Source organism: Sulfuritalea hydrogenivorans sk43H, assembly GCF_000828635.1.
GTDB lineage: Bacteria > Pseudomonadota > Gammaproteobacteria > Burkholderiales > Rhodocyclaceae > Sulfuritalea > Sulfuritalea hydrogenivorans.
This window is the reverse complement of record NZ_AP012547.1, coordinates 2,201,214-2,214,396: the sequence shown is the minus strand read 5'-3', so window position 1 is coordinate 2,214,396 and position 13,183 is coordinate 2,201,214. Positions and strand designations below refer to the sequence as shown.

The following is a 13,183-nucleotide window of genomic DNA, read 5'->3' as shown; positions in this document are numbered from 1 at the left end:
CTGAGATCCATGTGGCGCTGACCGGCTGGTCCGGACTCGACAATCCGGAGCCCGGGCTGGCCGTTGCCCGGGCCTTGCGCCGCGGATGGCGGGGATCGCTGCGGATCGACGGCCTGGTCTACGATGCGCTTGCCACCGGCGGCTGGACGCCCGGCGTTGCCAACTGCCTGCATCTGATCCCGCCCATCGCCCAGGGAGACGACGCCGTCCTTCACCGGCTTCTGGCGCTTCACCAGGAACATCGAATCGATGTTCTTGTCCCTTGCCTTGACCTTGAGGTGCCGGTCATCTCGCGCTTGTCGAGTCGTCTGGCCCGCGCCGGAATCGGAACGCTGCTGCCGGACCCCGGGGACGTGCAGGCGATCAGCAAGATCAATCTCAGCGCGTATTGCTATGCCAATGATGTCGTCACGCCGCGCACCGTGCATGTGCGGGACTTGTCGACGGTTGCCCTGCATGCCGACAGCTTTGGCTACCCGCTCTGGGTCAAGGGAACCGTGGCAGGCGCCAAGAAGGTCTATAACCGGGAGCAAGCCGTATTCGAAGCGGAGATTCTCGCTGCAAAATGGGGCGGCGGGGTGCTACTGCAGGAGGCGATCGAAGGCAGCGAGCACATGGTGGCGGCCGTCGCACGGCGCGACGGCAGTTGCCTCTCGATGGTTGCGGCGCGCAAGTTGGGCACCAATCAGCGCGGCAAGAGCGTGATCGGCGGCGTCATCGACGATCCCGTGCTGAAACGCATCGCCTTGCGCCTGCTGAGCAAGCTTCATTGGCAAGGGCCGCTGGAACTGGAATTCGTTCGCGCAGCCAGCGGCGGACAGTTCTACCTGATCGAGATCAACTGCCGTTTCCCGGCATGGGTGCTGCTCACCGAGTTTGCCCGCGCCAACATGCCGGTCGCCCTGGTGAAAGAAATCCTGTCTCCCGGAACGACATCACGCAGCAAGGGGCGAGCGGGCTCGATGTATGCCCGTGATGTTCAGGAGATGGCGGTGCCCATCGCCGCCGTTCGCGAGCTCAAGCGTTCCGGAAGTGCGCCGGTGCCGCGGTTCAAGGCAATGCGCAGGCAACGAGGCGATCTGGCAGTCGGCGTCACCGGCATTTCGGCCTTTGAGCTGACGCAACCGGGCCTCGGTGTGGCTCGCTGCCTCAGGGCCGCGCCGGAGGTGGGACGTCTGGTCGGACTTGCCTACACGCCGAATGATACCGGCCTGTTTCGTTCGGAACTCTTTGACGCGTGCTGCCGGATCGGTTTCGAGCACGGCGAGGCAAATGAGGGGCAGGGTGACGCAATGCTTCTTGATCGACTCGCAGCCATCAAGAAGAAGCGCGGCCTGGACCTTGTGATTCCCAATCTTGATTTCGAAATCGATCGCTATCGGCGTATCGCTTCAGAGCTTGATCGAATCGGAATCAGGACCTTGCTGCCCAGTGCCGCCGCAAGGCGAAAACTGGGCAAACTGGGCCTTGCCGAACTGATCGGACGGCATCAGTGGAGCGGGTTCGAGTATCCGGAAACGATGCTGATCAAGACCCGCTCCGATCTGATTCGTGCCTGGGACCGGTTCGGCAGCCCGCTGATGCTCAAGGGGCTTGTGGCCGGTGCTGCCCGCCTGTTTTCCCTGAAGCAGGCCTTGATGGCGTGGATGCGCTTCAAGGCGGAGGGGGAGACTCGGTTACTCGCCCAGCCTTCATTGTTTGGCGAGGAGTTCGGCATAGGCGTCGTATGCGATGGCAACGGAAACCTGATCGATTCGATGGCGCTTAAAAAGCTGGTGATGTGCGAACGCGGCAAGACGTGGGCGGCGACTTCGGTACCGCTGGCGCAGGCTGTCGCGGATCTGGCCGAGATGTTCCGGAAGGTCGCCTGGGCAGGGCCCGCCGACGTCGAGTTCATTCGCGACTCGGTGACGGAACGGCTGGAACTGATCGAAATTAATCCGCGCTTCCCGGGCTGGATCGGATTTTCCGGGATGGCGGGGAGCAACTTGCCACGCCAGCTCCTGCTCGCCGCAATGGAGCGTCCGCCCGTACCCGCTGGCAGAAATACGGGTCCGATCCAGGGCGCCATTTTCATGAGGACGGTGGAGGAGATCCCGGCTGCCGCCTCGACCATGGCGGCGTTCGTCAATCGCGGCGAGATTGCATATGACTAAGCGGGTCCCCTACACGGCGCCACGGCTCGAACTGATTACGTCGCGCGGCATGCAGAAGCATCGAACGGTCGACATCAGCTCCGCGGATTCGGCCCTGGACGAAATAGGCGATGTCAAGGGGCTGCTGCGAGAGTTCGGCTCGCCCCTTTTCATTCTGTCGGAGAAGATGCTTCGCGCCCAATATCGTTCCTTTCGCGACACCTTTGCCGCGCCCGGAATCGATACCGTGGTTGCCTACTCGTACAAGACCAATTATCTGCCGGCGGTCTGTTCCATCCTGCATCAGGAAGGCGCGTGGGCGGAGGTGGTGTCGGGCATGGAATACGATCTGGCGCGCTCACTCGGGGTTCCTGGCGGCAAGATCATCTTCAACGGCCCGTACAAAAGGCCGGAAGAGTTGGCCCGTGCCATCAAGGAAGAGGCTCTGATCAATGTCGATGGCTTTGATGAACTGGATATGCTGATTTCGGCTGCACGGAATCTGGGGATTGCCGCCCGCACCGGATTGCGCATCAACTTTCAGCATGGCCGGCAGTCGTGGACGAAGTTCGGCGTGAATGCCGACAATGGCGAAGCGCTTGAGGCTTTGCATCGGATCAAGAAGGCCGGAAAATCGCTGCACTTCGAAGCCTTGCACAATCATTCCGGCACCTTCCAGACCAATCCGGAAATCTATTCGCGTGCGGCGCAGGTCTTGATCGGCGTCGCGAGGGCGGCCAGGACGATGGGTTTGGAGCCCGCCATTGCTGATTTCGGCGGAGGCTACCCGTCAAACAATCGCTTGAAACCGGGCTTCGATGTGGCGGGCGGCTCGGGATCCAGCGGGCAATTTCTGGCACCGTTTGCCGAGGCCATTGTCGGCCCGTTGAGCAAGGCGCGCAAGGCGTTCGGCGCGCGGCCGACAATGGTGCTGGAACCCGGCCGCGCGTTGGTCGATGCCGCGTTTCGGCTGGCGTGCTCCGTAGTGGCGCGCAAGAACATCGCCGGGCAGGGTGAGGCGGTGATCGTGGACGCCGGCGTGAATCTGCTGCCGACCGCCTACTGGTATGACCATCGCATCAATGCGGCGTCGAGCCGCGATATGCAGGAGGCGGCCGGAGCCAAGCCGGTTGCCGTGTTCGGTCCGCTATGCATGCAGGTCGATGTGTTGCGCGAACGTGCCGTCCTGCCGAACCTGTCGCTGGGCTCCCCATTGATGATCTCGAATGTCGGCGCCTATTGCATCACGCAGTCGATGCAGTTCATCCAGCCGCGTCCTGCCGTTGTGCTGCTGGGTCCGCGTGGCGTGGAAGAGATCAGGCGGCGTGAGACGCGCAGCGACATCTTCGACATGGACCGTGTTCCGGCGCGACTGAAGGCCAAGGGCGCGAAGTTCTGATTCATGGCAAGAATGACAGGCCGCCTATTGCAGGACGCCGCTCAGGCCTGGCTCAAAAGCTTTGCCCACGTCGCGTTCCTCGATCGACCGACTCACGGTCTGCTGGTCTTTGTGGCGATTGCCGCGATAGCGCCATGGAGCGCCGCCGCCGCCGCATTCGGCGCGGCCCTGGCGATCCTGCTGGGCAAGCCCTTCTTTTCACAAAGCGAATGGGAATGGAAGGAGGGGCTCGGTGCCTACGATTGCGCGCTCCTCGGCATCGCCTGGGGAGGGGCATTCTCCTGCGGCCCGCAAATGATGTTTCTGCTGGGCTTGGCTGTCCTGGCCTGTCTCGCCATGCGCGGTCCTTTGGTTTCCCGTCTCAATGGCCTTGGGATGCCGGTGCTGGCTTTGCCGGGCCTCATCAGCATCTGGCTTTCGCTTGGCGTCTTCTCGGCGCTCGGGGCCGACTTCTGGCTTGCTTCGCCGAACAATACCCCTGGGTCCAATTCCTTTGGATCGGCGGGTCCGGCGGTAGCGATTTTTTTCGTGACCCTCGGCTTGTTCCTCAAGTGCCGTCGCGCAGCCGCTGCTTCAGTGCTGGTGGCGACCGCGACCGCGATCCTGTATTCGGTTGCCGGCGGCGACCCGCTCTCGATCCAGGGAGCAGGCTTGTGGGCGTTCACCGCAGCCCCGGCGATCTTTGCGTCTTCGGCGGTTTTCCTCAATGGCTTTCGCCAGGGGTGGAAAGTCGGAGCGACGGCGGCGTTGCTGTCCGCAGCCATCTGGCTGCTATGGAATCACATGCCGCTATTGGAAAACGTCCCGCCGCTGATGGGGCCGCTGTTCATCGGTATCTGGAGTGCCCTGATCCTGGTACTGGGGAAGGAGCGGCAGTTTTGCCTTGACTTGGGAGTACAGCATGCGGCTCATGTTCTGGATCGAGCCAGACCCGCGGGAGCTACCCTTGTGCTGACGGGGGCAGGGGTCAGCACGGCATCCGGAATTCCCGATTACACCGCCGGCCATTGGCTGGCCCCAGGAGTCCCTGCTTCCCGTTACAGCTACGGTGCGTTTCTGGCGGATGCGGAATCCCGCAGCTTGTATTGGGATGCGTGCGCCCGGTTTCGCGAGGTCGCCGCCAGGGCCAAACCGAACAATGGACACTTGGCACTCGCCGGGCTGGAAGCGTCGGGCTACATTCTTGCCACGATTACGCAGAATGTCGACGGACTGCATCAGGCGGCTGGCAGCCGACAGGTCGGCGAACTGCATGGAACCATTTTCTCGGTTCGGTGCCTTGCCTGTGATCATGAGGCGGAATGGCCGGCTGCCGACCTCTGGAGACATGCGAGCCCCTGTTGCGAGATGTGCGGAGGTTTGCTGAAACCGGCGGTAATCGCATTCGGCGAGAGCATTCGCCTGGCAACCTGGCATGACGCCACGGAGAAGGCCGCGCAGTGCGGAGCCATACTGGTCGTCGGTTCGCAACTCGCAGTCTCTTCCGCCAGCGCCTTGCTTGCCTCTGCCCGCGCCCGCGGCGTACCCTGCGTTTTTCTTACACTTGGTTCGCTGGCCGTACCGCTATTTCCCGGCGACACCGTGATCGACGGTCCGGCTGAACTTGTTCTGCCTGCTCTGGCCAGACTTCTGGAAGCATCGCCGCCGAAAGCGACTTTTTCATGAGCCTTCAATACTCGCCGGACCGGTTGGCAAACGAGATTGAACGGATTGTCGGCTTTCTTTCCAGCCGGATTCAGCCAGGAGAGAAAGCCGTGCTGGGGCTTTCGGGGGGAATCGATTCGGATGTGACCGCACGGCTGGCCGTGCGTGCGCTGGGGGCCGAAAGACTCAAGTTATTCACGGTGGTTCAGGCCGATATGGAGCTTCGCCATTTGCGCAATGCCAGAAAGCTGGCGACCGAATTGGGAATCCCGCTGGTGGAGATTCCGCTGACCGGATGGGCTCCGGCTTTGATCAACATGCTGATGCAAACCGACCCTCACGAAGGTTTCAGCAACTCGGCTTTTCTTGATGTCGGACGAGCCAAAAACTCTCTGCGCACGGTGGTCTATTCGACCTATCACGACCGGGGCTACATCACTCTGGGAACGTCGAACCGGACTGAAGTCGAATGCGGATTCTTCGTTCGCCTCGGCGACGGCATCTGGCATCTGGGGCCGCTCGCGCATCTTTACAAGACGCAGGTCTATCAGTTGGCCGCGGCTCTGGGCTGCGATCCGGAAGTGATCCGCCAGCCGGCGTCGGCGGGATACTGGAATGGGGAGAGCGACCTTGAAGATATTGCCTACTGGCTGGTGAATGAGAAGCCCGTCGGCGCACAGCGATACTTCAGTCCCGCAGAAATCGAACTGGCGCGGGCGATCCGGTCGGAACTCACTTTCGACCGGATCGATCGCGGCTTGCAGGCCATTGCCGGTGGCAAGCGGGATGCCGGTGCCATCGCCGCATCCTCGGCGTTGTCGGTGGCAACCGCGCACAGGCTGTTGCTGCTGATTGACGCAGCGCGAACGATTCGGGGCCTTCCGCTTGGAGTCCGTCTTGAGTCATGCGAATAGCGCCGACTGCAAGGATGGCATGCCGTGGCTCGGGTCGTCGAGGATGGAACCGGAGAACGCATTGGCTTGGCAAACCCCCGATCGGTGTAAAGTTTTACGGGCAGGCCCGGATGTCGCAAGAGCGGCCTGCCTGGCGTACCTCCCGATATCCGGAAAATCGAAATGGCTGATGACTCGGTGACACCTTCATTTCTTCTGCGCGCTCCACGATACGACGATGTCGGCGCCTATGCAGTGTTCATCTCCGATCCGGAGGTCACGATCTGGCTTGAGGATCGCTGCCAGAGGCCGGTTCATTTCCACCATGCGCTGGCCTTTGTCCTCGGCGAGGCATGGTGCAGGCTGGCAATCGAGTCCGAGGGACGATTTGTCGGGATGGCCGGCCTGGAAGACTACGATCCCGGCAATGGCGTCGCCCGCTTCTTTATCGTGCTTGGCGACCGCAGCCTGTCGAATCGGGGATTGGGTACGGCCGTTCTGCGTTCGCTTGTCAGCCGGGGTTTCCGGGACCTGGGATTGAGGAAGATCGTCTCGAATTATCTTGCGCCGAATATTGCATCCAGAATCATTCATGCACGTGCCGGGTTTTCCGAGGAGGGAGTGCAACGTCAGGTAGCCTGGCGACGCGGAGAATGGGTCGATCAGGTACTGGTGTCGATCCTGCGCGAGGAGTGGCTCTTAGAGCGCTGAATACGAGGCGGGTGGTAGCCGGTTAACGCAACCGCCGATCGGGCGTCTGGAACCGACGAACGGCCAGCGGCGATGGCCGTGGGATGAAACGGGCAGTGTAATATCTCCCGTCGCCGCCATATGATCCCTTCCCGATGCCGACTGCCCAGCCTGCCGACGTGATCAATTCAGCCACGCCATCCCGCTTCGGGTTGTGGCCGGCCTGGATCGCGCTGGTCTGCTCGCTGGCGCTGACGGTGGTTGCCTGGCGCTACACCCAGCAGGATCTCGACCGCCGGATGCGCGCCGAATTTGACGCCGGGGTCAGCCAGATGCGGGCCGACATCGATGCCGGCATCGCCGGTTATATGCGGACACTGCGCGGGGCGGCCGCGCTGTTTGCCGCCAGCGACAAGGTGACGCGCGAGGATTGGCACGGCTACGTCGCCGGACTCAGGCTGGAGACCGATTATCCGGCGATGCAGGCGCTGATTTTTGCGCGCGCCGTGACGGGCGAGGAACTCGGCGCACTGGTGCGCGAGGTACGCAAGAGCGGCATCGCCGATTATGCAGTGCGGCCGCCGGGCCGACGCGAGCGCCATGTCGTGAGCGTTTATGCCGAGCCCTACGTCGGCCTCAATGTGCAGGCACTCGGTCGCGATATTTTCCAGGATCCGGCGCGACGCGAAGCCCTGGAGCGGGCGCGCAATGCCACTCAGCCGGTGATCACCGGCAAGGTCAGGCTGCAGATGGACGCGCAGCATCCCGTCCCGTCGTTCGTCATGATGCTGCCGGTGCCGTCGAGGTCCGGCGGCGAGGTCTACGGCTACGTGCTGAGTCCGTTCCGCATGCCTGCCCTGATTGCCGACTTGATGAAGCGAAGCCCCCGCGACGTCTCCCTGAGCATCCATGACGGTGTCGATCCACGTCCGGAAAACCTGTTTTATCGCAGTGATACGAAGGAACGGCCGTCCGCCGCGAAATTCGTCCACAGCGAAACCTTGGTCGTCGGCGGGCGGCCGTGGACACTGAGCTATGCCAGCATGCCGGAGCTCGAGGTGCGCGGCGACATGGGGCGCTCGACACAGGTTCTGGCCGGAGGGCTGCTGACCAGCCTACTGCTGTTCGCCATTGCCTGGTCGCTGGCCACCACGCGTGATCGGGCCGTGCGCCTGGCCCACGAAATGACCGGTTCGCTGCGGGAAAGCGAGGCTCGTTTCAGGACATTGGTGGAGCAGGCGCCCGATGCCATCGTGGTGCACGACGTCGATCTGGGCTGCTTTGTCGATGCCAACGCCCAGGCGGAGAAGCTTTTTGGCTGCAGTCGCGAGGAATTGCTCAAGGCCGGGCCGGAGCGCTTTTATCCTCCCGAGCAGTTCAACGGGAAAACCGCGGCGCAGAGCGTCAGGGAAATGCTTGATCGGGCACTGGCCGGGGAGCAGGTTTCCATCGAGCGCACGGTGTGCAACGCCCAGGGCAAAACCATGCGCTGTGAAGTGCGGCTGATCCGGCTGCCTTCGGCGGACCGCCGGCTGATCCGCGGCAGCTTCCTCGACATCACCGAGCGATTGCTGGCGGAGGATGTCAGGCGCCGCGCCGAGCAGCGCGATGTCATCATCTTCCACACCAGCCCGATCGCAATCGCCATCACGAGCATCGCGGATGCCCGCTTTGTCGAAGTCAACGAGGCCTTTGCCAGGATGCAGGGGCGCAGCCGCGAAGAGATGGTGGGGCGGACCTCGATCGAGACCGGCTACTGGCCCAGTGCCGAGGCGCGCATGCGCTGGTTCGAAGCCTTGCAGCGCGAGGGTGAACTCCATGAATACGAGGTCGTGTTCCGCGATGCAGCGGGGGTGCAGCGCAACATCCTGATGTCGTCTTCGTTCATCGAGTTTGCCGGCGAGCCGTGCACCGTCAATTTCATGAACGACATTACCGAGCGGAGGATGGCGGAGCAGAGCCAGCGCATTGCCGCCATCACCTTCGAATCCCAGGAAGGCATGATGATCACCGATGCTCAGAAGGTGATGCTGCGCGTCAATCACGCCTTTTCCGAAATCACCGGCTACAGCAGCGAGGAGGCCGTCGGCAGGACCCCGCGCCTGCTCAGTTCGGGGCGCCATGAGGCCGCTTTCTACGACGCGATGTGGGAGAGCGTGGAGAAGAACGGAACATGGCGCGGTGAAATCTGGAACCGGCGCAAGGATGGCGAAATCTATCCGGAATGGCTGAGCGTCACGGCGGTCAAGGCCAGCGACGGAACCATCACCCACTACGTCGGCACCTTTTCCGACATTACGCTGCGCAAGGCGGCGGAGGACGAAATCAGGAATCTGGCCTTCTATGATCCGCTGACCCAGTTGCCCAATCGCCGGCTGATGCTCGATCGTTTGCGCCAGGCCCTGACCAGCAGCGCCCGCCATGGACGTCACGGCGCCCTGATGCTGTTCGACCTGGACGACTTCAAGACCCTCAACGACACGCTCGGGCATGATGTCGGCGACCAGTTCCTGGTGGAAGTGGGCAGGCGCATGGAGTCCTGCATACGCGAAGGCGATACCGTGGCGCGGCTGGGGGGGGACGAGTTCGTGGTCATTCTCGAAGACCTCGATGCGGAAACCCTGGCGGCGATGCAGGCAGAGAGCATCGCCGTCAAGATCCAGGCGGCGCTGAGCCGGCCCTATGTGCTCGACCTGAGCCTTGCCGGAGTGGAAAGGGATACAAGAAGCTATCACTGCACTTCCAGCATCGGCATCACCCTGTTCAGGGATCAGTCGGTTTCCGTCGAGGAGTTGATGAAACGTGCCGACACGGCCATGTATCAGGCCAAGGCAGCGGGCCGCAATACGATGCGCTTCTATGATCCGGCGATGCAGGCGGTGGTCGCGGTCCGCGCGGAGATGAATGCGGACATGCGCAATGCAGTGCGCGAAGGCCAGTTCCTGCTGCACTACCAGCCGCAGGTCGATGGCGCAGGCCGTGTAACGGGCGCCGAAGCACTGGTACGCTGGCGGCATCCGCGACGGGGCCTGGTGGCGCCCGGCGAGTTCATTCCCCTCGCCGAAGACAATGGTTTGATCCTGCCCCTGGGGCGCTGGGTGCTGAAGGCTGCGTGCAACCAGTTGCTGGAATGGGCTCAGCGCGCCGAGATGGCGCATCTCACCGTGGCGGTGAATGTCAGCAGCCGCCAGTTTCGCCAGAGGGACTTTGTCGAGGATGTGCTCTCGGTGATTCAGGAGACCGGCGCCAATCCGCACAAGCTCAAGCTGGAATTGACCGAGAGCCTGCTGCTGCATGACATGGAAGACATCATTGCCAAAATGACGGCGTTGAAGGCCGAAGGCGTGAGTTTCTCGCTCGACGATTTCGGTACCGGCTATTCATCGCTTTCCTACCTGAAGCGGCTGCCGCTGGGACAACTCAAGATCGACCAGTCGTTTGTGCGCGACGTGCTCACCGACAGCAACGATGCGGCGATTGCCCGCACCATCATCGCCCTCGCCAAGAGCCTGGGAATGAAAGTGATCGCCGAAGGCGTGGAGACCGAAGGGCAGCGCGAGTTTCTTGCCAGCGAGGGCTGTCACGCCTACCAGGGCTATCTGTTCGGCCGGCCCGGAACGGCGGAAGCGCTGCAGGAGTCGGCGCTCCAGATCATCGTCTAACGCTGTCGCGATCCGGCCTGGAACCTCAGGCTGGCTCGAAATGCTCCAGCATCAGTTGCACGGTCTGGGTGCCGTTCCATTCGTTGATATCGACGCGGAAGGCGGCGCGGATGCGCTCCGGCACACCGTTGGCAAACCCGTCGGCAAAGTTGAACTGGATCGCGTCGAAGCGCTGGCCGCCTTTTTGCAGCTTGAGCTTGAGGTGCTTGTCTTTCAGGATGCGCTGATTGAGCACCTCGAAGCTGTCGGCGAATATCGGCGCTGGGAAGGCCTGGCCCCAGACTTCCTGCTGCATCAGGCGCACGGCATCGATCGAGAAGTAGCCCGATTCGAGCGGGCCGTCGGTTTCCAGCGTGCGCGTGAGTTCGGCCGGCGAGAGCAATTCGCGGCAGACCTTATCGAAGGCGGCTTCGAAATCCGTGAGGCGGTCTTCGCTGAGCGTCAGCCCGGCGGCGGCGGCATGGCCGCCGAAGCGCAGCAGCAGACCCGGATGGCGCTTGGCCACGAGGTCCAGCGCATCGCGCAGATGCAGGCCGGGAATCGAGCGGCCCGATGCCTTCAGCTCGCCGGCATTGCCGCGGGCGAAGGCGAAAGTCGGCCGGTGCAGCTTCTCCTTGACGCGCCCGGCGAGGATGCCGATCACGCCCTGATGCCAGTCGGGATCGAACAGCGTCAGGCTGGCGCGGCTGCCGGGATCGAGCGTGGTCAGCAGGAGTTCAGCGTCGTCGCGCATGCCGGCTTCGATGACGCGTCGCTCACGGTTGATGGCATCGAGTTGCTGGGCGATGTTCATGGCCCGGTTGGGGTCGTCGGTGACCAAACACTCGATGCCCAGCGACATGTCGGCCAGGCGTCCGGCGGCATTGAGGCGCGGGCCGAGCGCAAAGCCGAGGTCGAAGGTCGCGGCACGGCCGGTGTCGCGGCCGGCCACGGCGAACAGCGCCCGCACGCCGGCCTGCATCTGGCCGCCGCGGATGCGCGCCAGGCCCTGGGCGACGAGGATGCGGTTGTTGCGGTCGAGCGGCACCACGTCGGCCACGGTGCCGAGCGCCACCAGGTCGAGCAGGCCGGCCAGATTGGGTTCCGGCTCGCTGGCGTAGGCACCGCGGCGGCGCAGTTCCGCACGCAGGGCCAGCGCGACATAGAACATCGCGCCGACACCGGCCAGTGCCTTGCTCGGAAAGTCGCAGCCGGGCTGATTGGGATTCACGATCACGTCGGCGGCAGGCAATTCCTCGCCCGGCAGGTGGTGGTCGGTAATCAGGGTCGCGATCCCGAGACGTTTGAGTTCCGCCACGCCTTCGACGCTGGCGATGCCGTTGTCCACCGTGACCACCAGCTCGGGCCGGCGCTCGGCCGCCAGTCGCGCCACCTCCGGCGAGAGCCCGTAACCGAGGGTAAAGCGGTCGGGCACCAGGTAATCGACATGGGCGCCCATCATGCGCAGCGCGCGGATGCCGACCGCGCAGGCGGTGGCGCCATCGCAGTCGTAATCCGCCACGATCAGAATCTTCCTGCCTGCGGCGATGGTGTCGGCGAGCAGTGTTGCGGCCGCGCGGGTACCCTTGAGTGTTTCGGGCGGGAGCAGGGCGCTGCTGCGCGTATCGAGTTCTTCGGTGCTGCGGATGCCGCGAGCGGCATACAGTCGTGCCAGCAGCGGATGCACGCCGCCCTGTTCGAGCGCCCAGGTGGCGCGGGGTGGGATGTCGCGTACGGTGATGCGCGTCATGCGGCCGCCAAATCGGTCAATGCGCCCGGTTTGCGCCAGAACTTCCACAGATCACCGCGACTGACGCGCAGTTCGGCGGCGGCGAGCTCGCCGGGAGCGACGAGTCGAAGGGAATCGAGTTGTCCGTTGCGCAATGCGTCGAGCGCGGGCGCCAGCCAGGCGGATTCGAAGCGGGTCAGCTGGTCGCGCCAGACCAGCGCATCGCCGACGCGGGCCGGCTGTTCCAGCGCGTCGAATACCGCCAGTGGTGCGCGGGCAGTCGTCCGGCAAAAGCCGACTGGCAGTTCTCCGCAGTCGACTTGCAGCAAACGGGCGATGCCCTGCGCCACGGGATCGTCGCTCCAGATGGCATCGTGCGGACTGTTTCCGGATTGCGGTAACGCTCCGCCACCCCAGGGCCAGAGTGAATTCACCAGCGGTCGTCCGGCCGCTTCGCGCGCGCGATTCACCGGATGGTCATGCAGCACCATCTGCGCTTCGTTGATGGCCTGGCGCCAGGCTGCATAAGCAGGGGTCAGCGGCAGCGGCGCGGCCGCACGTCCGGCGGCTTCGCTCAAGGCCTGAAAATCGGGGGCGCCGGCAGACAGGCGCAGGTTCCACGAGCCGGCGGCAAGTACCTCCAGCTGGCCAAGCGCGGCAAAAGTCGGCGCCAGCGACACGGCGAGTGCGGCGGCTTCGTCGTCGCCCAGGTCCAGTTGTCGCGGATCGTCGACGATCAGGTGGCGTTCATGGAAGCGCAGCCGAACCGGATCGAGGCACAGCCAGTCGGACTCTCCCGGATGCTGCCGCAAGGCAAGCCGGCGCAAGGCGGCGGCAGGGAGCGGAGCACGGAGGCCCGATAGTTCGGCAAGGGTCGCGGCGGTGCCATGCGGCGGGCGGCGAGTCAGGCGGCCGCGTCCCAGCAGGGTGGCGAAGGCGGGCAGGGGCAGGTCACAGGTGAGGTCCGCGAGCGCCTGGCGCGTCCAGATGAGGCCGGGCACGATGAGCGTCAGCATGGACGCATGTTAACACGGGCTATCAAGCACAAAAAA

The 13,183-nt window shown here is 63.6% G+C and carries 8 protein-coding genes; 6 read left to right on the top strand and 2 right to left on the bottom strand.

The window, feature by feature from the left end:
- Positions 1 to 11: 11 nt before the first annotated feature.
- The 6 genes from SUTH_RS10675 (at position 12) to SUTH_RS18485 (ending at position 10,423) form a co-directional block, all read left to right on the top strand.
- Positions 12 to 2,156 (top strand): ATP-grasp domain-containing protein, encoded by a 2,145-nt coding sequence (locus SUTH_RS10675; protein ID WP_148312911.1) that lies wholly within the window; start codon positions 12 to 14, stop codon positions 2,154 to 2,156.
- The gene (locus SUTH_RS10670) at positions 2,149 to 3,534 is read left to right on the top strand and encodes a type III PLP-dependent enzyme domain-containing protein (protein ID WP_052473538.1); all 1,386 of its coding nucleotides are present in this window, start codon (positions 2,149 to 2,151) and stop codon (positions 3,532 to 3,534) included. The genes SUTH_RS10675 and SUTH_RS10670 overlap by 8 nt, the downstream gene beginning before the upstream one ends.
- A gap of 3 nt (positions 3,535 to 3,537) precedes the next feature.
- A complete protein-coding gene (locus SUTH_RS18490; RefSeq protein ID WP_084207348.1) occupies positions 3,538 to 5,199 on the top strand; it encodes an urea transporter in 1,662 nt (553 codons plus the stop codon).
- The gene (gene nadE / locus SUTH_RS10660) at positions 5,196 to 6,092 is read left to right on the top strand and encodes an NAD(+) synthase (protein ID WP_041099148.1); all 897 of its coding nucleotides are present in this window, start codon (positions 5,196 to 5,198) and stop codon (positions 6,090 to 6,092) included. The genes SUTH_RS18490 and nadE overlap by 4 nt, the downstream gene beginning before the upstream one ends.
- 162 nt (positions 6,093 to 6,254) lie before the next feature.
- Entirely contained in the window at positions 6,255 to 6,782 is a 528-nt protein-coding gene (locus tag SUTH_RS10655; protein ID WP_052473536.1) for a GNAT family N-acetyltransferase, read from the top strand.
- Between the two features lie 134 nt (positions 6,783 to 6,916).
- Complete coding sequence (locus SUTH_RS18485) at positions 6,917 to 10,423, top strand: bifunctional diguanylate cyclase/phosphodiesterase (protein WP_052473535.1); 3,507 nt, start codon at positions 6,917 to 6,919, stop codon at positions 10,421 to 10,423.
- A gap of 25 nt (positions 10,424 to 10,448) precedes the next feature.
- Here SUTH_RS18485 and recJ read toward each other — a convergent pair whose 3' ends face one another.
- A complete protein-coding gene (recJ, locus tag SUTH_RS10645; RefSeq protein ID WP_041099146.1) occupies positions 10,449 to 12,152 on the bottom strand; it encodes a single-stranded-DNA-specific exonuclease RecJ in 1,704 nt (567 codons plus the stop codon).
- A complete protein-coding gene (locus SUTH_RS10640; protein ID WP_052473534.1) occupies positions 12,149 to 13,147 on the bottom strand; it encodes a hypothetical protein in 999 nt (332 codons plus the stop codon). Before SUTH_RS10640 ends, recJ begins: the two co-directional genes overlap by 4 nt.
- Positions 13,148 to 13,183 lie beyond the last annotated feature (36 nt).

What these genes read in the sequence shown, in the direction of transcription:
- SUTH_RS10670 (WP_052473538.1), top strand. Translation starts at nt 2,149, where the DNA reads ATGACTAAGCGGGTCCCCTACACGGCGCCACGGCTCGAACTGATTACG.
- SUTH_RS18490 (WP_084207348.1), top strand. Translation starts at nt 3,538, where the DNA reads ATGGCAAGAATGACAGGCCGCCTATTGCAGGACGCCGCTCAGGCCTGG.
- nadE (WP_041099148.1), top strand. Translation starts at nt 5,196, where the DNA reads ATGAGCCTTCAATACTCGCCGGACCGGTTGGCAAACGAGATTGAACGG.
- SUTH_RS10655 (WP_052473536.1), top strand. Translation starts at nt 6,255, where the DNA reads ATGGCTGATGACTCGGTGACACCTTCATTTCTTCTGCGCGCTCCACGA.
- SUTH_RS18485 (WP_052473535.1), top strand. Translation starts at nt 6,917, where the DNA reads ATGCCGACTGCCCAGCCTGCCGACGTGATCAATTCAGCCACGCCATCC.
- recJ (WP_041099146.1), bottom strand. Translation starts at nt 12,152, where the DNA reads ATGACGCGCATCACCGTACGCGACATCCCACCCCGCGCCACCTGGGCG.
- SUTH_RS10640 (WP_052473534.1), bottom strand. Translation starts at nt 13,147, where the DNA reads ATGCTGACGCTCATCGTGCCCGGCCTCATCTGGACGCGCCAGGCGCTC.